The organism is Nonomuraea muscovyensis (assembly GCF_014207745.1).
Classification (GTDB): domain Bacteria; phylum Actinomycetota; class Actinomycetes; order Streptosporangiales; family Streptosporangiaceae; genus Nonomuraea; species Nonomuraea muscovyensis.
This window is the reverse complement of sequence record NZ_JACHJB010000001.1, coordinates 693,871-711,827: the sequence shown is the minus strand read 5'-3', so window position 1 is coordinate 711,827 and position 17,957 is coordinate 693,871. Positions and strand designations below refer to the sequence as shown.

21 protein-coding genes are annotated in these 17,957 nt (G+C 73.1%); 10 read left to right on the top strand and 11 right to left on the bottom strand.

The genetic code is table 11. The features are described from left to right. Positions 1 to 11: 11 nt before the first annotated feature. The 5 genes from FHU36_RS03415 to FHU36_RS03395 form a co-directional block, all read right to left on the bottom strand. Positions 12 to 749, bottom strand: coding sequence for a Type 1 glutamine amidotransferase-like domain-containing protein (locus tag FHU36_RS03415; protein WP_185082345.1), 738 nt, complete (start codon positions 747 to 749; stop codon positions 12 to 14). A gap of 41 nt (positions 750 to 790) precedes the next feature. After that, positions 791 to 1,678: a TIGR01777 family oxidoreductase gene (locus tag FHU36_RS03410; protein ID WP_185082344.1), complete on the bottom strand. Its 888-nt coding sequence runs from the start codon at positions 1,676 to 1,678 to the stop codon at positions 791 to 793. A gap of 168 nt (positions 1,679 to 1,846) precedes the next feature. Continuing rightward, positions 1,847 to 3,307: a 2-oxoglutarate dehydrogenase, E2 component, dihydrolipoamide succinyltransferase gene (gene sucB, locus FHU36_RS03405; protein WP_185082343.1), complete on the bottom strand. Its 1,461-nt coding sequence runs from the start codon at positions 3,305 to 3,307 to the stop codon at positions 1,847 to 1,849. A gap of 32 nt (positions 3,308 to 3,339) precedes the next feature. Beyond that, positions 3,340 to 4,704 (bottom strand): dihydrolipoyl dehydrogenase, encoded by a 1,365-nt coding sequence (gene lpdA / locus FHU36_RS03400; RefSeq protein ID WP_185082342.1) that lies wholly within the window; start codon positions 4,702 to 4,704, stop codon positions 3,340 to 3,342. A 51-nt stretch (positions 4,705 to 4,755) separates the two neighbouring features. Beyond that, a complete protein-coding gene (locus FHU36_RS03395) occupies positions 4,756 to 6,237 on the bottom strand; it encodes a leucyl aminopeptidase (protein WP_185082341.1) in 1,482 nt (493 codons plus the stop codon). Positions 6,238 to 6,332: 95 nt separating this feature from the next. Between FHU36_RS03395 and FHU36_RS03390 the strand changes: the two genes are divergently transcribed. Together FHU36_RS03390 and FHU36_RS03385 are read left to right on the top strand one after the other, a co-directional pair. Further along, the gene (locus tag FHU36_RS03390) at positions 6,333 to 6,680 is read left to right on the top strand and encodes a GntR family transcriptional regulator (RefSeq protein WP_185082340.1); all 348 of its coding nucleotides are present in this window, start codon (positions 6,333 to 6,335) and stop codon (positions 6,678 to 6,680) included. Further along, positions 6,677 to 7,642: an SdpI family protein gene (locus FHU36_RS03385; RefSeq protein WP_185082339.1), complete on the top strand. Its 966-nt coding sequence runs from the start codon at positions 6,677 to 6,679 to the stop codon at positions 7,640 to 7,642. Before FHU36_RS03390 ends, FHU36_RS03385 begins: the two co-directional genes overlap by 4 nt. Before the next feature lie 152 nt (positions 7,643 to 7,794). Here the strand turns inward: FHU36_RS03385 and FHU36_RS03380 are convergent, their stop codons facing one another. Further along, positions 7,795 to 8,376, bottom strand: a complete 582-nt coding sequence (locus tag FHU36_RS03380; protein ID WP_185082338.1) for a TetR/AcrR family transcriptional regulator — start codon at positions 8,374 to 8,376, stop codon at positions 7,795 to 7,797. An 82-nt stretch (positions 8,377 to 8,458) separates the two neighbouring features. Here FHU36_RS03380 and FHU36_RS03375 point away from each other — a divergent pair, with 82 nt between their 5' ends. The 3 genes from FHU36_RS03375 (at position 8,459) to FHU36_RS45410 (ending at position 9,774) form a co-directional block, all read left to right on the top strand. Continuing rightward, positions 8,459 to 8,920: a DoxX family protein gene (locus FHU36_RS03375; protein ID WP_312891418.1), complete on the top strand. Its 462-nt coding sequence runs from the start codon at positions 8,459 to 8,461 to the stop codon at positions 8,918 to 8,920. A gap of 330 nt (positions 8,921 to 9,250) precedes the next feature. Next, positions 9,251 to 9,649, top strand: coding sequence for a hypothetical protein (locus FHU36_RS03365; RefSeq protein ID WP_376774109.1), 399 nt, complete (start codon positions 9,251 to 9,253; stop codon positions 9,647 to 9,649). Continuing rightward, positions 9,646 to 9,774, top strand: coding sequence for a hypothetical protein (locus FHU36_RS45410; RefSeq protein ID WP_281394145.1), 129 nt, complete (start codon positions 9,646 to 9,648; stop codon positions 9,772 to 9,774). The genes FHU36_RS03365 and FHU36_RS45410 overlap by 4 nt, the downstream gene beginning before the upstream one ends. A gap of 30 nt (positions 9,775 to 9,804) precedes the next feature. Here the strand turns inward: FHU36_RS45410 and FHU36_RS03360 are convergent, their stop codons facing one another. Next, positions 9,805 to 10,758 (bottom strand): adenosylcobinamide-GDP ribazoletransferase, encoded by a 954-nt coding sequence (locus FHU36_RS03360; protein WP_185082337.1) that lies wholly within the window; start codon positions 10,756 to 10,758, stop codon positions 9,805 to 9,807. After that, entirely contained in the window at positions 10,758 to 11,501 is a 744-nt protein-coding gene (locus tag FHU36_RS03355; protein ID WP_185082336.1) for an aminoglycoside 3'-phosphotransferase, read from the bottom strand. Before FHU36_RS03355 ends, FHU36_RS03360 begins: the two co-directional genes overlap by 1 nt. A gap of 34 nt (positions 11,502 to 11,535) precedes the next feature. Here FHU36_RS03355 and FHU36_RS03350 point away from each other — a divergent pair, with 34 nt between their 5' ends. Continuing rightward, positions 11,536 to 12,336, top strand: a complete 801-nt coding sequence (locus tag FHU36_RS03350; protein ID WP_185082335.1) for an ABC transporter ATP-binding protein — start codon at positions 11,536 to 11,538, stop codon at positions 12,334 to 12,336. A 48-nt stretch (positions 12,337 to 12,384) separates the two neighbouring features. Here FHU36_RS03350 and FHU36_RS03345 read toward each other — a convergent pair whose 3' ends face one another. Beyond that, positions 12,385 to 13,377: a bifunctional adenosylcobinamide kinase/adenosylcobinamide-phosphate guanylyltransferase gene (locus tag FHU36_RS03345; protein WP_185082334.1), complete on the bottom strand. Its 993-nt coding sequence runs from the start codon at positions 13,375 to 13,377 to the stop codon at positions 12,385 to 12,387. A gap of 136 nt (positions 13,378 to 13,513) precedes the next feature. Between FHU36_RS03345 and FHU36_RS03340 the strand changes: the two genes are divergently transcribed. Beyond that, positions 13,514 to 13,720: a hypothetical protein gene (locus FHU36_RS03340; protein WP_185082333.1), complete on the top strand. Its 207-nt coding sequence runs from the start codon at positions 13,514 to 13,516 to the stop codon at positions 13,718 to 13,720. A 43-nt stretch (positions 13,721 to 13,763) separates the two neighbouring features. On the opposite strand, the gene FHU36_RS03335 is transcribed toward FHU36_RS03340, so the two are convergent. Continuing rightward, positions 13,764 to 14,765, bottom strand: a complete 1,002-nt coding sequence (locus FHU36_RS03335; RefSeq protein WP_185082332.1) for an aldo/keto reductase family protein — start codon at positions 14,763 to 14,765, stop codon at positions 13,764 to 13,766. 67 nt (positions 14,766 to 14,832) lie between these two features. Here FHU36_RS03335 and FHU36_RS03330 point away from each other — a divergent pair, with 67 nt between their 5' ends. Beyond that, entirely contained in the window at positions 14,833 to 16,035 is a 1,203-nt protein-coding gene (locus FHU36_RS03330; protein WP_185082331.1) for an SMI1/KNR4 family protein, read from the top strand. 52 nt (positions 16,036 to 16,087) lie between these two features. Here the strand turns inward: FHU36_RS03330 and FHU36_RS03325 are convergent, their stop codons facing one another. Beyond that, positions 16,088 to 16,672: a DUF3043 domain-containing protein gene (locus FHU36_RS03325; protein ID WP_312891417.1), complete on the bottom strand. Its 585-nt coding sequence runs from the start codon at positions 16,670 to 16,672 to the stop codon at positions 16,088 to 16,090. A gap of 153 nt (positions 16,673 to 16,825) precedes the next feature. Between FHU36_RS03325 and FHU36_RS03320 the strand changes: the two genes are divergently transcribed. Beyond that, on the top strand, positions 16,826 to 17,644 hold the full coding sequence (locus FHU36_RS03320; RefSeq protein WP_185082330.1) for a PspA/IM30 family protein: 819 nt from the start codon (positions 16,826 to 16,828) through the stop codon (positions 17,642 to 17,644). Continuing rightward, a complete protein-coding gene (gene pspAA / locus FHU36_RS03315; RefSeq protein ID WP_185082329.1) occupies positions 17,641 to 17,919 on the top strand; it encodes a PspA-associated protein PspAA in 279 nt (92 codons plus the stop codon). The genes FHU36_RS03320 and pspAA overlap by 4 nt, the downstream gene beginning before the upstream one ends. Positions 17,920 to 17,957 lie beyond the last annotated feature (38 nt).

Below are 17,957 nucleotides of genomic sequence, written 5' to 3'. Positions count from 1 at the left end.
TGAAGGGTAATTCAGGAGGTCAGCAACCGAGGTTCGATCCTGAACTCCTTGACGCCGCCGGTCCCGTCGTGCTCCAGCCGATAGGCGTACGAGCCGGACTTGACCGCCACCGCCTGGATGAACTCGGTGCCCACGTAGTGCAGGGCGACGCCCTCGTCGGCGGCGTAGCCGCCGGGCAGTTCGCCGCTGGACACCGACTGCTGCAGCAGCGGCCGGCGCTGTGGTTCGGAGTCGTAGTGCACGCCGCACGAGTAGGGCAGCAGCGCCATCCCGTCGGCCCACACCCGCAGCTCGGGACCGAAGGAGTCGGTGTTGCCGCCGACGTGCCAGCACAGCGCGCCGGCACTCTGCCCGGACAGCACCACCCCGGACCGCCACGCCTCCTCAAGCGCCTCGTCCAGGCCGTGCAGCCGCCACAGCGCCATGAGGTTGGCCACGCTGCCGCCGGAGACGTAGATCACGTCCTGCTCCAGCAGCCAGGCCCGCGGGTCGGCGACGTTGGGCATCGGGAAGACGGTCAGGTGGCTCACCTCGACGTCCCACCCGGCGAACGCCCCGTACATCTTGAGCAGCCAGTCGGAGTCGTCACCGGTGGCCGTGGCGAGCAGGCCCAGTTTGGGCCGGTCCTGGCCGGTCAGGTCGAGGGCGTAACGCAGCAGCGGGCTCGCCTCGAAGAAGCCGAAGCGTTCGGTCTGGCGGAACGAACCGCCGCCGATGGCAAGGATGTGCGACTGCCCGGACCTCGTCATGCCGTTGCTCTCCCCGCGTCTCCTCCGTGACGGACAACACCCTAGAGTACGGCCCGCAACGCCGTGTCGAGATCGGTATGGGCGAAGCCGTACCCGCTGTCCTCCAGCTTGCGCGGCAGCACCCGGTGGCCGGCCAGCAGCGCCCGGGCGAACTCGCCGAGTCCGAGCCCCAGCGCGAACCCCGGGACCGGCATCGGCAGGGTGCCCTTGCGCAGCACCTTGCCGAGCGTCCTGGTGAACTCGGCGTTGGTCACGGGGGATGGAGAGGTGAGGTTCACCGGGCCGGACAGCTCGGGACGTTCCAGGACGTGCAACGTCGCGCCGACCCAGTCGTCCTCGGAGATCCACGACCAGTACTGCCTGCCCGTTCCCAGCGGCGCGCCCAGCCCCATCCGGAACAGCGGCAGCATCCGCCCGAGCGAGCCGCCCTGGCCGCTCAGCACCAGGCCGGTGCGGAGTTGCGCGGTGCGCATGCCGAGCGTCTCCGCCTCGCGGGCCTCGCCCTCCCAGCGCCCGCACAGGTCGGCCAGGAACCCCCGGCCCTTGCCGGCGCCCTCGTCGACCACCCGGTCGCCGGTGTCGCCGTAGAAGTCCACGCCGGAGGCCGACACCAGCACCTCGGGGCGCCGCGGCAGCTCGCGCAGCGCGCCGACCAGCGTCCGGGTGCTGTCCACCCGGCTGCCGACGAGCTCCCGCTTGTACGCCTCGCTCCAGCGTCGTTCGGCGATGGGCGCCCCGGCCAGGTGCACCACGCCGCGGGCGCCGTCGAGGGCCTGCGGGTCCAGCACACCCTCGGCGGGCTGCCAGAATCGCTCGTCGGGGCCCCGCGGCGCCCGCCGCACCAGCGTCACCACCTGCTCGCCCCGGTCCCGCAGCCTCCGCACCAGCGCCCCGCCCAGCAGGCCGGACGCCCCCGTCACGACGATCATCCCCCTAGCCCAGCACCTCCCGGCCCCTTTGTCACCCATCCCACGCCCACGGCCCCGCACCCGCGCCGGCTACGGGCGTCGTGGCGAGGGCGGGCGCGAGGCCGTGGCACCCGCCCGGAAACGCGCGCGGCGCCCGGGGAGGACCCCCGGGCGCCGCGGCTCACTGCGTCAGGCGAGACCGAGCTGCGCCTCGAAGCGGCCTTCCTCGAGACGACGCTTGATCGTCGTCAGGAAGCGGGCCGCGTCGGCGCCGTCCACCAGGCGGTGGTCGTAGGTCAGCGCCAGGTAGACCATCGAGCGGACCGCGATGACCTCGCCCTCCGGCGTGTCGACCACCACGGGACGCTTGACGACGGCGCCGGTGCCCAGCATGCCGACCTGCGGCTGGTTGAGGATCGGCGTGTCGAACAGGGCGCCGCGGCTGCCGGTGTTGGTCAGCGTGAACGTGCCGCCGGTGATCTCGTCGGGCGTCACCTTGTTGGCACGGGTGCGCTCGGCCAGGTCGGCGGTCTTGCGGGCGAGCCCGGCCAGGTTGAGGTCGCCGGCGTTCTTGAGGACCGGGACGATCAGGCCGCGCTCGGTGTCCACTGCGATGCCGAGGTGCTCGACATCGAAGTAGGTGACCTCCATGGTCTCGTTGTTGATCGTGGCGTTGAGCTTGGGGTGCTGCTTGAGCGCCTCGATCGTCGCCAGCTCGAAGAACGGCATGAACGACAGCTTGACGCCCTCGCGGCGCAGGAACTCGCCCTTGGCCTGGTCACGCAGGCGCGCCACCTTGGTGACGTCGACCTCGACGACCGTGGTGAGCTGCGCCGCGGTCTGCAGCGACTCCACCATCCGCTTGGAGACGGTCTGCCGCAGGCGCGTCATCTTCTCGGTACGGCCGCGCAGCGTGGTGTCGACCTCGACCGGCTCGGGCGCGGCGGCCGGAGCCTGGGCGGCGGGCGCGGCCTGGGCGGCGGCGGCCGGAGCGGCGGCGGGCTGGGCGGCCGGGGCCTGGGCCGCGGTGGCCTTGTCGCGCTCCGCCTTGGCGGCCTCCAGCACGTCCTGCTTGCGGATGCGGCCGCCGACGCCGGTGCCGTTGATCGACTCCAGGTCGACGCCGTGCTCGTTGGCGAGCTTGCGCACCAGCGGCGTCACGTAGGGGCTCTCACCCGACGGCGCGGACGCGGGCTCGGCGACGGGCGCCTGCGGAGCCGGAGCGGGCGCCTGAGCCTGCGGCGCGGGGGCCGGAGCGGGCGCGGGAGCCGGAGCCGGAGGAGCCTGCGGGGCCGGGGCCTGCTGGGCGGGCGCCGGCTGCGGGATCGAGGAGGCCGGGGCGGGCTCCGGCTCGGGCTGCGCGGCGGGGGCGGGAGCCTCCTCCCGCGCGGGAGCGGCGGCGCCCGCCTGGCCGTTCTCGTCGATGATCGCAAGCTCGGCGCCGACCTCGACCGTCTCGTCCTCAGCGACGACGATCTTGGTGATCACGCCCGCCGAGGGCGACGGGATCTCGGTGTCGACCTTGTCGGTCGAGACTTCGAGGAGCGGCTCGTCGGCCTCGACGCGCTCGCCCTCCTTCTTCAGCCAACGGGTTACCGTGCCCTCGGTGACGCTCTCGCCGAGCTGGGGCATCTGTACGGAGACCGGCATTATCTTCTCTCGCGTTCTTGTCGAGGGCTGGACTAGTTGTGTACGTGCAGCGGCTTGCCGGCCAGCGCCAGCATGGCCTCACCGACGGCCTCGGACTGGGTCGGGTGTGCGTGGATGAGCTGGGCGACCTCTGCGGGCAGGGCCTCCCAGTTGTAGATCAGCTGCCCCTCGGTCACCAGCTCGCCGATGCGGCGGCCCACCATGTGGACGCCGACGACGGGCCCGTCCTTCTGGGCGATGACCTTGACCGCACCGGCGGTGCCGAGGATCTGGCTCTTGGGGTTGCCGGCGAGGTCGTAGACCTGCTCGACGATCTCGATGCCCCGCTCGGCGGCCTGCGCGGAGGTCAGGCCGACCGAGGCGACCTCGGGGTCGGAGTAGGTGATGCGCGGCACGCCCGCGTAGTCGATGGGCGGCGGGTTGAGCCCGGCGATGTGCTCGGCCACCATGATGCCCTCGGCGAAGCCGGCGTGGGCGAGCTGCAGCGTGGGAATGAGGTCGCCGATGGCGTAGACGCCGGGGACCGAGGTCTGGCAGTGCTCGTCGACGACGACGGCGCCACGCTCGATCGTGATGCCGGCCTCCTCGAAGCCCAGGCCCGCCGAGACGGCGCCGCGGCCGACCGCGACCAGCAGCAACTCTGCGTCGAGGGTCTTGCCGTTGGCCAGGGTGACCACCACGCCGGTGTCGGTGGTCTTGACGCTCTCGAAGAAGACGCCCAGCTCGTACTTGATCCCGCGGCGGCGGAAGGCGCGCTCCAGCAGCTTGGAGCTCGACTCCTCCTCCAGCGGCAGCAGGTGCGGCAGCGCCTCGACGATCGTCACCTCGGCGCCGAACGAGCGGTAGACGCTGGCCAGCTCGACGCCGATCACGCCGCCGCCCAGCACGATCACGGAGGCCGGCACGCGGTCCATGGTCAGGGTGTGCTCGCTGGTGATGACGCGCTCGCCGTCGATCTCCAGGCCGGGCAGCGACCTGGGGGCCGAGCCGGTGGCCAGCACGACGGCGGCGCCCTCGTAGACCTCGGAGCCGACCTGGATCGCGCGCTCCCCGACGAGGCGGCCCTCGCCCTCGACGATCGTCACGCCCGCGCCCTTGAGCAGGCCCTGCACGCCCTTCCAGGCGCGGTTGACGATCTTGTCCTTGAACGCGTGGACGCCGGCGACGTCGATGCCGTCGAAACGTGCCTTGACGCCGAACGCCTCGCTCTCGCGGGTCTCGTCGGCGACCTCGGCGGAGTGCAGCAGAGCCTTGGTGGGGATGCATCCCCGGTGGAGGCAGGTGCCGCCGATCTTGTCTTTCTCGATCAGGGCGACGGACTTGCCGAGCTCGGCCGCCCGCAGCGCGCAGGCATAGCCGCCGCTGCCGCCACCTAGGACGACGATGTCGTAGGCCACAGGAAGGCTCCTTGTCGGGGTGTTCGTGATGCCGTCATCTTTTCATTTGTTTCAGATGCTCGCGTGCCGCTCGGCCAGTCCGATGAGGGTACGGGTGATGGCGCCCGTGCCGCCCTTGGGGGTGTAGCCGTGGGGCTCGCTCTTGTTGAAGGCGGGTCCGGCCATGTCGATGTGCGCCCAGCGCACCCCGTCGGGCACGAACTCCTTGAGGAAGATGCCGGCGGCCAGCATGCTGCCCCAGCGCTCGGGCTGGAGGTTGGCGATGTCGGCGATCGGCGAGTCGAGACCCTTGCGCAGCTCCTCGGGCAGCGGCATGCCCCACGCGCCCTCACCGGCCTGCGTGGCCACGTCGACCACGAGCTCGCGGATCGCGTCGTCGTTGGCCATGACGCCGGCGGTGCGCCAGCCGAGGGCGACGATCTGCGCGCCGGTCAGGGTGGCCACGTCGACGATGAGGTCGGGGCCGTCCTCGGCGGCGCGCGCGATGCCGTCCATGAGCACCAGGCGGCCCTCGGCGTCGGTATCGAGCACCTCGACGGTCTTGCCGCTGTAGCTGTGGATGACGTCGGAAGGGCGCTGGGCGGTGCCGCTCGGCAGGTTCTCGGCCAGGCAGAGGTAGCCGACGACGTTGACCGGCAGGCCGAGCCGGGCGATGCCGACCAGGGCGCCGAAGACCGCGCCGGCGCCGCCCATGTCGGACTTCATCCAGTCCATCGAGGCGGACGGCTTGAGCGACAGGCCGCCGGAGTCGAACGTGATGCCCTTGCCCACGAACGCCAGCGTCTTGGTGGCGTCGGGGTGGGTGTAGGACAGGCGGACCAGGCGCGGCGGGTTGACCGAGCCCTGGCCGACGCCGACGAGGCCGCCGTAGCCGCCGTCCTTGAGCCGCTTGTCGTCGAGCACCTCGACCGACAGTCCGGCCTCGCCGCCGGTCTGCTCGGCGATCTCGGCGAACCTGGCCGGCCACAGGTCGGACGGCGGGGTGTTGACCAGGTCGCGGACCAGCGCGACGGACTCGCTCAGCACGGTGGCCCGCTCGGCGGCCTGGCCGGCGTCGCCGGAGGGGAGCGGGGAGAGCACGGTCAGCTCGGCGACGGGGTCCTTGCGGTCGCCGCCGGTGCGGTAGCGGGAGAAGGAGTAGGCGCCCAGCAGCGCGCCGAGCGCGACGGCCTCGGCGTCGGCCGCCGAGTCGGCGGGCAGGGCGAGGGCGGCGCGGGTGGTGCCGTCGAGGGAGCGCACGGCGGCGCCCGCCGCGCGGCGCAGGCCCTCGGTGTCGGAGGTCTCACCCAGACCCACCGCGACCAGCAGCGGAGCGGTGATGGCGCCGAACGCCGGGACCTTGGCGACCTCACCCGGCTTGGCGGTGAATCCCATGGCGGCGAGGGAGGCGGCGAGCTTGCCGCCGAAGGCCGTGTCGAGCGCCTCGGCGCCCGTGGCGGGCCGGGGGCCGTCGGGGCCGGATCGGAACCCGACGATCAATGCGTCGGCGTCGAAGGAGACGGGATCTGCTGAGTTCAGCCGCACAGTGGTCACGTAAACCGATGCTATCGAGGGTTACGAGGTACTCACAAACAGGGGTTCATCCCATGATTCAGCTATGACCGATTGGTGCTAGATTCATTAGCACCATGTTGCTCGCACTCGACCTGAACGACGCCCGGCCCCTGCATGAGCAGGTGGCCGCCTCGATCCGCAGGGCCATCGCCGAGGGCTCCTACACTCCCGGCGACCGGCTGCCGCCCGCGCGTGACCTCGCGCAGGCGCTCGGCATCAACGCCAACACCGTGCTGCGCGCGTTGCGCGACCTGCGCGACGAGGGGCTGCTGGAATTCCGGCGGGGCCGCGGCGTGAGCGTCGCCGGGCGGGCCGACGGGCGCGCGCTGCTGGTGGCGCGGGCGCGCGAGCTGCTGGAGGAGGCCAGGAGACACGGCTACGGCCGCGACGACCTCATCGCGATGTTGAAGGAGCTGTCATGACCCCCAGACACGCAGGCCCGATCGTGGGCCTGGCCGTCACCGCCGTCCTCGTGGCGTTGCCCCTGACCCTTCACGACCGGCTGCCCGACCCGATGGCGACGCACTGGGCACCGGGGAGCGTGCCCGACGGGTCGATGGCGTTCCCCGTGGCCGTGGCGATGCAGGTGGCGGTGTGGGCCGTGCTCTGGCTGGCGCTCGTCGCCGTCGCGCTGCGCGGCCTGGAGAGCAGGGTGTCGCGCGTCACCTGGTGGGGCCTGCTCGCCGGCTTGAGCGTGTTCACGGTCGGCATGGGCGTCACGACCCTGCTGGCCAACCTCGACGCGCCGACCTGGCGTGAGGCCGTCCTCGGCGGCTGGAGTGTGCCGGCCGTGATCGCCGCGGGCGTGGCGGCGGGGCTGGCCGGTGGTTACCTCGGCCGGGGCGCCCCCGACCTGCCGGCGCCTCCGCACGCCGAGCCGCCGACCCTGCGCCTGCGCGCCGGCGAGCGGGTCGTGTGGGTGAGCCGCGTCAGCAACCCGTGGCTCGTGATGCTCTCCGTGGGGTCGGCCGCCCTGCTGGCCGTCCTGCTGGTGCTCCGGATGTCCGGCCTGGTCAGCGGAGTCGCCGCCGGGAGCGCGCTCCCGGGCGCCGTGGTCGTCCTGGTGCTCGGACTGCTCACCTCCTCGGTGACGGCCAGGATCACCGCCGACGGGCTCGTGCTGGGATTCGGGCCGTTCGGGTGGCCGCTGCGCCGGATCGCCCTGTCCCGCATCGACCGAGCCTGGGCGCAGACGCGCCGGCCCGTCGACGTCGGAGGCTGGGGGGTGCGCGGCGTGCCCGGAAGCGCCACGATCATGCTGCGCGGCGGCGAATGCCTCGTCATCGGCTACCGCGAGGGCGGCACCCTGGCCGTCAGCATCGACGACGCCGAGCGCGGCGCGGCCCTGCTCAACGCCCTCATCGCCGAACGCGCCACCACCTGACCGCCCGTCCACCTGACCGCCCGTCCACCTGACCGCCCGGCCGCCCCCGGCGGCCCGTTCGGCGTTCGGCCCGTCAGCCCCTCCGAGGCCGGACGCCGCCCGCTGCCGGACATGCCGCGCACGGAGGCCGTGCACGGAGGTCATGGGTCATCTCAGGCGGTGCCGGGCTCGCGCCGCCCGACGAAGAGCCGGATCATCGAGCGGGCGATGGCTTCCGGGTCGCCGTCGGCGGCTTCGGGCAGGGCGCCGCTCAGCCAGAGGCCGGCGAAGCCGTGGGCCAGCGACCACGCGGCGATGGTGGTCAGGCGATCTTCGGCCGGGTCCCGGGACAGTCTGCCGGTGCTGGTGACGAGGACGCGGGCCGCGCGCTCACGAGGGCTCTCCAGGCCGGGGTCGTCCACGCGATACAGCTCCGGCCGGAACATCACCTCGAAGTAGGGCCGGTGGCCGATGGCGAAGCGGACATAAGCGACCCCGACCTCCAGCACGTCTCCGGCCGCCTGCTCCAGGGTGTCGGCGAACCTCTCGAACCCCTCGATGGCCACGGCCGTCAGCAGCCCCGTCTTGTCGCCGAAGTGGTGGGCGGGGGCCGCGTGCGAGACGCCCGCGCGCCGGGCCAGCTCGCGCAGGCTCCATCCGGCCGGGCCGGATTCGGTGATGGCGTCGAGGGCGGCGTCCATGATGGCGCGCCGCAGATTGCCGTGGTGGTAGGCCGGTTGCTTGATCTGCCTCATCCTCCGTGCTCCGAGAGCCTCCGGTATCGACCTCACCTTATCTTGGCGTTGACAAGATGGTGAGCCTCCTCCAATCTGTCCGGTGACAAGATTGGAGGACGGGATGGTTCCGTTCATCGCCCTGACCGGGGGCTTCGTCGTCGCGCGGTTGCTCGGCCTGGTCGGCGTCGACGCGCTCGACGGCTGGCAGCCCGCACTGCGGGCGGCGCTCGCGCTGATGTTCGTCGTCACCGGCGTGCCGCACTTCCTGCCCTCATGGCGCCGCGACTTCGTCGCGATGATCCCCCCGGCGTTCCCGCAGCCGGCCCTGCTGGTCACCGTCACCGGGGTGCTGGAACTGGCCGGCGCGGCAGGACTGCTGCTCCCGCCCGTGGCGCCCTTCGCGGCGATCGGGCTCGCGCTGCTGATGGTCGCCATGTTCCCGGCCAACGTCTCGGCGGCCCGGCGAGGCCTCACCCTGGCCGGCAGGCCGGTGACCTCGCTGCCCGCCCGCACCGCCCTGCAGGTGCTCTTCGTCGCCGCGGCCGTCGCCGCGGCCGCGTAGCCGATCGACCCGAAAGGCGACGACCATGAACGTTTCCGGCGGAACTCCGGACATCGACTCCATCGACCACACCGTGCTCATCACCACCGACCTCGCCGCATCTGCTGGCCGAGCGGCCCGGCGGCCCGCTGCTGCCGACCTGCACCGCCAACCGGTGCGCCTCCTTCGGCCGGTCGTTCATCGAACTGCTCGGCGTCGTCGACCCTGCCGCCCCTGACCCCTGGGGTGTGCACCAACTGCGCGAGACCCACCGCGGCCTGCTGACCCTGGGTCCCGCGACGTGCGGGCACCGCCGAGCGGCTGCGCGCCAAGGGACTCGCCTCCACCGGAGTGCGCGCGCTGGAGCGGGAGGTGTCCACCCCGCAGGGACGGCGGACCGTCCGCGCCGACAGCGTCCGCGTCGACGCCGCCCACACCCCGGAGGGCGCGCTCCAGGCCACGCAGCACCACACCCCGCAGTACGTCCACCAGCCGCGGTATCTCGACCACCCCAACGGCGCGGTCGGGCTGCACAGTGTGCTGCTGGTCGTGCCCGACGGCGAGGTGGACGCCCACGAGGAACGCTACGCCCGCATGCTGGACGCCGACGTGTGGATCGACGGCCCAGGCGCGTGCTGCCGCTCCGGCACGGCCGCGTGGAGATCGTCCCGGCTTCCGCGATCGGCGAGCTGCTGCCCGGGCACACCCCTGAGGCCCTGCCCCTCCTGGCCGCCCACACCGTCGCCGTGACGGACCTGACCGCCGCCCGGCGGCTCATCGAGGCGAACGCCATCGCCACCCGCCCCACTCCCGGCGGTTTCTACGTCGCCGCCGAGGACGCCTGCGGCGTTCCGCTCGCCTTCACGCGGGGCTGACGGCGCCGCCCTCCAGCGGCGTACGGGGTGTCAGGCGAGGAGCGCGCAGGTCACGAGGGTGGCGGCGGTGGCCGTCTCGACCAGGGCGCCCAGCACGTCGCCCGTGATCCCGCCGAGCCGCCGCCCGGCCCGCGCCAGCAGCAGCAGCGCCGCCCCCAGCCCCACGAGCAGGCTCACCGGCAGCACCAGCGCCGGCTGCAGGGCGAGCGCCGGTGACGGCTCCTCGGACCAGTAGAGAACGTCCAGCCCGCGGACGACCGCCCCGCCCGCCGGCGTGGAGCCGGACGCGTCCGGCGCCATGAGGGCCGTGAGGGTGTCCGGCGTGAGCGGGAACCCCGCGGCGGCCAGGCCGAGGAGCGCGGTCACAGCGAGCGCCGCCAGGGTCGCCGGCCAGACGGCGGCCGGTCGTACCGTGCCCGCGACCATCGCGCCGAGCCCGTCGGGCCGGGCCGCGGGGACCCCGGCCCGGCAGGCCCAGGTCAGCGCCAGGCGCCCGGCCACGCAGGCCGTCACCAGCGCGTACGGCGCCGTCAGCGGCGCGTCCGCCGGAAGCGGCACGCCGGGCCAGGACTCCGGCACGGACTCCGGCAGCAACGCCGGACCGGGGGACAGGGCCGACAGGGCGGACACCTGGACGAGAAGCGTCAGCACCAGTGTCATCACGCCGAACGGCCCGATGTCCGACTTCTTCATGATGTCGAGCGCCCGGTCGGCGGGCCGGCCGCTGCCCAGCCCGTCAGCGAGGTCGGCCAGCCCGTCCAGGTGCAGCCCGCGCGTCAGCACCGCCAGCACGCCCATCGCGAGCGCCGCCGCCGGCAACGGCGGCATCCCCGGAACCACCAGCGGCAGGCTCGCCGGCACGCCCACCAGGACGCCTACGGCCGGGGCCAGCAGCATGGCCCGCCCGGCGACCCGGCGATCGACCCGGTGCACCCGGACCCGGAAGATCGTCAGCGTGCCGATCGCCAGGCGGGCGGCGTCCATCAGAACAGCTCGTCCATCAACCGGTAGTAGGCGAGCTTGGCCCGGTCGGGCTCCACCGGCCCGTACGCCTCCAGGAAGTCGGCCGCGGCCTGCCCCTCCAGCTCGCGCAGCACGATGGCCAGGTCCACGTACCGGTCGGCGATCCCCAACGCGCCCACGTCCACCAGCACCGGCTCGGCGGCGGCACCGCCCTCGCGCAGCCCCGTGGCGGGCGGGGCGAGCACGTTGGCCGGCGTGAAGTCGCCGTGCGTCACGACAAGGTCCTCGTCCGCCGGCCGCTCGGCCACCAGCCGCTCGTAGACCTGCTCGGCCGTCATCCCCGCGTGGTCGTCGTCGAAGTCGCCCGGATCGACCAGCCCGGCCGCCACGCGCTCGCGGGCCCGGGTGAGCCGGAGGTCCAGCCGCTCGTCGAACGGGCACTCGTCCACCGGGATGTCGTGCAGCGCGCGCAGCACCCGGCCCATCACCGTGCCGGCGTTCGTGGGGACGCGTTCGAGGCTGCGCCAGCCCGCGTCGGCCAGCACCAGCACATCGCCCTCGAACGCCACCACGTCGGGCACGTTCATCCAGCGCTTGAGCCACAGCAGCCGGTCGTGCTCCTGCTGCGCCACCGGGCCCGCCTTGACGTAGAAGACGCCCGCCGGCGCGGTGACCCGCAGCGTCTCGCCGCTCATGCCCTCATGGTCGTCGGACCACACCGCGTCGTCGCCGAACAGGTCCAAGATCCGTCCTGGAAGCCGCATAAAGGCCGATCCTAGGCCCACTAAGGTAGTTCGGATGCACGTGGTTGAACTCGAAGGCGTGGCGGTCCGGGTCGTCGGCAAGACACTGCTGAGCGGGGTCGACTGGCGGGTGGAGTACGGCGAGCACTGGGCGATCCTCGGCCCCAACGGCGCCGGCAAGACGACGCTCCTGTCGCTGGCCGCCGCCGTCCGGCATCCCAGCGAGGGCGCGGTCACCGTGCTCGGCCACCGGCTCGGCCGGGTCGATCTGCGGACACTGCGCCGCCACCTCGGCCTGGTCGCGGCCAGTCAGCGGCTGATCGACGAGGAGCTGATGGAGGAGGAGGGGGCGACCGCGCAGACCGTGGTGCTCACCGGCCACACCGGCACCAGCGCCCCGCTGTGGGACAGGTACGGCGAGGCGGAGCGCGAGCGGGCGCTGCGGCTGCTGGCCGACCTGGGCTGCAAGGACCTGGCCGACCGGCCGTTCCGGGTGTGCTCGCAAGGGGAGCGGGCCAGGATCCGGGTGGCGCGGGCCCTCATGGCCGATCCCGCCGTGCTGCTGCTGGACGAGCCGTTCGCGGGGCTCGACCTGCCCGCCCGCGAGGACCTCGTCGCGGCGGTGGAGGGGCTGGCCTCGACCCGGCCGGTGCTGACGACGATCACGGTGACGCACCACCTGGAGGAGCTGCCGGCCACCACCACCCACGCCATGCTGTTGCGTGACGCCCGCGTGCTCGCGGCCGGGCCGGTGACGGACGTCCTCACCCCCGCCCGCCTGTCGGAGTGCTTCGGCCGACCCCTGCACGTGGACCACCTCGACGGCCGCTGGTACGCCCGCGCGGCCCGTCCCTGACGGCCCCCTCCCCACGCCCCGGGGGTCACAGCCGGTACGCCTCGGGGGTCACAGCCGGCACGATCGCCCCGCCACGACGAGCGTCACGTCCTCCGACTCGGCGGCCAGCCGCTCGTTGAGCCGTCCGAGCGCGTCCCTGAAAGCCCGCCCGCTGGAGGTGGCCGGCACCACGCCCATGCCCACCTCGTCCGACACGGCGACGATCCGCCACGCCGTGTCGCGCCACGCGGCCACCAGCTCGTCGCAGCGCCGCCACACCGCCGACCGGTCGCCCTCCCAGGCGCCGTGCTCGTCGAACACCGCCGCCAGCCACGTGCCGAGCCCGTCCACCAGCAGCGGGGACGTGGCGCCGCGGACGGCCCCGGCGAGGTCCGTCGTCTCCACCGTCGTCCAGTGCGCGGGCCGGCGCTCCCGGTGGGCGCGCACCCGCGCGGCCCACTCGCCGTCGCCCTCGCCGCCCGGTCCGGTCGCCAGGTAGGTGACGTGCGGTTCGCCGGCCAGTCGCAGTTCGGCCTCGGCCGACTTGCCCGATCGCGACCCGCCCAGCAGCAGCTCCCTGCGCCCGGCGGGCACGGGTGGCGTGGCGACGGGCCTGAGGGTGTCGAGCGTGGTCCCGTCGGGCACCGCCCGCGCGCCCCACAGCGCAAGCCGCCGCGCCAGCTCCTCCTCCGACCTGATCCGGTGGTCCAGCCCCACGGCCACCACCTCGGTGTCGCGGTCCACCACCCCGTCGCGCCGCAGCAGGCCGAGCCGTTCGGGGCGGTCGAGCAGGTCGATGAGCACCAGGTCGCACCGGACGTCGGGAACGGGCCCCTCGGGGATGTGCAGCAGGCGCGAGCCGTCGGGCCCGGCCAGGCCGTGCCCGCCCGCGAACGGCCGGTAGCCGGCGGGCGGCGCGTCGAACGGGAACCTGACCGCGCCGTCCACGACGGGCTCGAACGGCCGGCGGCGCCCGGCGGGCAGGACGGAGCAGGAGGCGCACCGGCAGCCGGGCTCCGGCCAGCCGGCGCCGCCCGCCGTGCCGGTGAGAAGGACCTTCACCGCGACGAGCGTACAGAGGCCCGCGACACGGGCGGCTCACCGGCCCGGCGGACGTCGAAGAACGTCAGCCCCCCGCAGTAGGGTTCCAGTGCCGCCGGACGTGCGCCGGCGAACCCGCTGAGAAGGAGCGTGTGGCATGACATGGCGGTGGCGCTACGAGAACGCGAACGGCGGCGAGGTGACCGACCGCCCGTTGCCGCGAGAGGTCTTCCCGAGTCAGGCCGACGCCGAGTCATGGATCGGCGAGAACTGGCGTGAGCTGCTCGAGTCCGGCGTCGAGCAGGTGGCCCTGCTGGAGGAGGACCGCGTCGAGTACACGCGGCTGTCGCTGCGCGAGGAGTGACCGGCTCGCGGGCTCCCGGTCGGGGAGCCCGCGGCCGCGGGGGCTACGGGCGCGCGCTGGGGCTCTGCGTCCTGGCCGGGTCACGCTCGATGATCGGGCCGAGCACGTCGTCGATCCGCTTCAGCACGTCGGTGTCGAGCTTGACGCCCGCCGCCTTGACGTTGTCGCGCACCTGGTCGGGGCGGGAGGCGCCGACGATCGCGCTGGAGACGTTCGGGTTCTGCAGCACCCACGCCACCGCGAGCTGGGCCATGCTGAGCCCGAGGTCCGCGGCGATCGGCTTGAGCTCCTGCACCCTGGTGAGCACGTCGTCCTTCATGAACCGGGCGATCATGCCGCTGCCGCCGTTCTCGTCGGTGGCCCTGGAGCCCGCGGGGGGCTGCTGCCCCGGCAGATACTTCCCGGTGAGGACGCCCTGCGCGATGGGCGACCAGACGATCTGGCCGATGCCCTCCCGCTCGCACAGCGGCACGACCTCCGACTCGATGACGCGCCAGAGCATCGAGTACTGCGGCTGGCTGGAGACGATCCGGTCGAAGCCCATCTCGTCGGCGATCTTCAGCGCCTGGGCGATCTGGTCGGCCGTCCACTCGCTGACGCCGACGTAGAGGACCTTGCCCTGCCGTACGAGGTCGTCGAACGTCTTGAGCGTCTCCTCCAGCGGCGTCTCGACGTCGAACCGGTGGGCCTGGTAGAGGTCGACGTAGTCGGTCTGCAGGCGGCGCAGCGAACCATGGATCGACTCGGTGATGTGCTTGCGTGACAGGCCACGGTCGTTCTGTCCCGGGCCGGTGGGCCAGTAGACCTTGGTGAAGATCTCCAGTGACTCCCGGCGCACACCCTTCAGCGCCCGGCCGAGCACGTCCTCGGCCTTGGTGCCGGCGTAGACGTCGGCGGTGTCGAAGGTGGTGATGCCCTCGTCGAGCGCCGCCTGCACGCACTGCTTGGCGGCGTCCTCCTCGACCTGGGAACCATGGGTGAGCCAGTTGCCGTAGCTGATCTCGCTGACTTTGAGACCGCTACGGCCGAGGTGCCTGAATTCCATATCACCGACCTTAGGCCGTGTCCTCACATGATCTGATCCGGGTCCGTTTCGGGATAGGGTGCGCGACGTGCTGAAGCTCGTTCGCGCGGCGCTGACCGCGGCCGTCCTCGCCGCGCTGGCGGTGCGGCTGCGCCGCCGCGCGCGCCTGCGCGTCCCCGAGCCCGAGGAGGCGGCAGGCCGCGGTCGCGCCGCTCCGGCCGGTTCCGCGGCGCCGCGGCCCACCCGCTTCGGGGCGCGGCGGCCGCGGCGGGTCGTTCCCCTGGTGTTCGGCGCGAGCGCGGTGGTGGTGGCGGCGCTGACGCTGGCCGCGTACCTGGTGGTGCCGGAGAAGTTCGGCCGCGTGCGGCAACCGGAGGCCACCGGGCCGGCCGTGACCAGGACCATCGAGCAGACGACGGCGCAGGCCACCGAACAAGCCACCGAGCACTCCGCCGAGCAGACCGCCGGGCACGCCACGCCGGCCGCCGAGACGGCGGGGCAGGCGGTCTCCGGGTGCGGCCCGCGACCCCGTCCCGTGGTGGTGCGCCCGCTGGACCCGAAGGTCAGGCGGGCCGTGGACCGGCAGTGGCGGCGCATCGAGCGCTGGCTCAGGACCCGCGCGCCCCGGACGTACGCCGCGCTCGACAGGCCGGGCCGGGCCGCGACGATCGCTGTCGCCGAGTCGCAGATGGGCGTCGACTTCCCCGACGACCTGCGCGCCTCGCTGCTGCGGCACGACGGGTCGGCCGCGTTCGGGTTCGGGCAGCCGGCGCACCTCGGGGTCCGGGAGATCCGTGACGCCTGGCGGGCCCTGTGCCGCGAGGAGGGCCTGCGCCGGGCGACCGTCCCCGGCGGGCAGTGGCACGGCGGCCTGATCCCGGTACAGCGGCGCGCGGACGGCGGGTGGAGCGTGCTGCGGGCGCGCACCGGCGACGCCGCCCGTCGACCGGCCACGCCGGACTCACAGGCCATGCCGGACGCGCAGGGGACGCGGGACGCGCAGACCATGCCGGAGGGGCAGGCCATGCCGGAGGGGCAGAGCAGGCCGTACACGCAGGGCCCGCAACCAACGGCGCGGGACGAGCGACGCACCGCGCGGCGCACGTACGAGCACTACGCGCTGCTGCGCGCGACCGCCGACGCCCTGGAAGAGGGCGGGCTGGTGCAGGGGCGGAAGCCGCGGGTCGTCCGCGGCTTCCTGCGCTGGACGCCGCCGAACCGGGTCTCGCCGAACCGGACCCCGCCCGGCCGGACCTCGCCGAGCCGGACTCCGGCCACGTCGGGGGGCTGATCGCCGGCCACGCCGCCGGCCGCGTCGGGCGCCGGCGGGACGTGGGGGCGGCCTACTTCTTCGGCGGGACCGGCTTGCCGCCCGGCAGCACCGTGGGCGGCGGGAAACGCAGCCTGCGGATCTGCAGCGCGCGCATGGCCGCGTAGAAGCCGACGCCGCGCAGGCTCTCGTCGGGGTACTTCTCGGCCACCTGCTTCTTGACCTTCCAGGCCACGAAGATCGAGGTGAACAGCACGCCGAACATCATGAGCGGCCAGCCGATCGTGATCACGTAACCGATCACCACCGGCTGGATGGCGGGCGGCCACGGAATCCACGTCACCAGCAGGATGAACAGCGAGAACGGCAGGAAGTACTGGCTCGGCAGCCGCCGGGAGTCGACCCAGTCACGCGCGAACTTGCGCGCCGGCCCCTTGTCGCGGGCGGGGTAGTAGCGCTCGTCGCCCGCGAGCATGCCCTTGCGGGCCCGCTCGCGCTCGGCCGCCTGCTTGGCCCGCATCTGCCGATAGGCCTCCTTGCGGTCCTTCGGCGCGCTCACGGGCTGGCGCCGCCTGCCTTCGGCGTCTCGGCGCTTGGGTGTGGGACGACCCTTACCCTGGGGCTTAGGATCGTCAACGGGGACGGGGGTGTCGTCCACGGATGATGGGGAACGGCGTCGCAACACGTCGTCAACCCTACCTGGACTGCAACTTAGTGACGCCCCCGTGCGTTATGCGTAGGGTAATCCCAAGGCGGCTGCGCTGCACTGGGTTCACACCAGCACGACCTAAGAAGGGGACGGCCGACGCGCATGAGCGTGATGAAGAGACTTTCGATGATCTTCAAGTCCAAGGCCAACAAGGCCCTGGACAAGATGGAGGATCCACGCGAGACCCTCGACTATTCCTACCAGCGGCAACTGGAGCTGCTGCAGAAGGTGCGCAGGGGCGTGGCCGACGTCGCCACCTCCCGCAAGCGGGTCGAGCTGCAGATCAACGGCCTGGAGCAGCAGTCCAGGCGTTATGAGGAACAGGGCCGCAAGGCGTTGTCGGTGGGCCGCGAGGACCTCGCCCGTGAGGCGCTGCAGCGCCGCTCCAACCTGCAGACCCAGATGGCAGACCTCAGGACGCAGCACGACAACCTGCAGGCCGAGGAGGAGAAGCTCACCACCGCCTCCCAGCGGCTGCAGGCCAAGGTTGACGCCTTCCGCACCAAGAAGGAGACCATCAAGGCCACCTACACCGCCGCCGAGGCCCAGACGCGCATCAACGAGGCCTTCTCCGGCATCTCCGAGGAGATGGGCGACGTCGGCCTGGCCATCCAGCGCGCCGAGGACAAGACCGCGCAGATGCAGGCGCGTGCCGGGGCCATCGACGAGCTGCTCGCCAGCGGCGCGCTCGACGACTACAGCGGCACCCGTGGTGACGACATCCAGGCCGAGCTCGACCGCATGGGCGGCGGCATGGACGTGGAGCTGGAGCTGGCCCGCATGAAGGCCGAGCTCGGCCAGGGCCCGGCCCCGCAGGGCGCCATCGAGCCGGGCCAGCAGCCGCCGCAGGCCCAGCCCCAGCAGCAGCCCCAGCAGCAGTCCCAGACGCAGCAACTGCGCCAGCCGGGGGAGGGCGCGTGATCATCAGGATCATGGGCGAGGGCCAGGTGCAGATCTCGCCCGACGACATCGCCGTGCTCAACGAGCTCGACAGCGAGCTCGAGTCGGCCATCGAGGCCGACAACGAGGCCGACTTCCGCGTCAAGCTGCACGCGCTGCTCGACAAGGTGCGCCACGTGGGCAAGGCGCTTCCCGACGACAGCCTTGAGCCGTCAGAGCTGATCCTTCCCCCCGCGGACGCCTCGATCGAGGAAGTCCGGGAGATGCTGGGCGACCAGGGCCTCATCCCGGGCTGAGGCGTGGCCACGCGGTTCGCGCCCGACCGCGGCCTGAC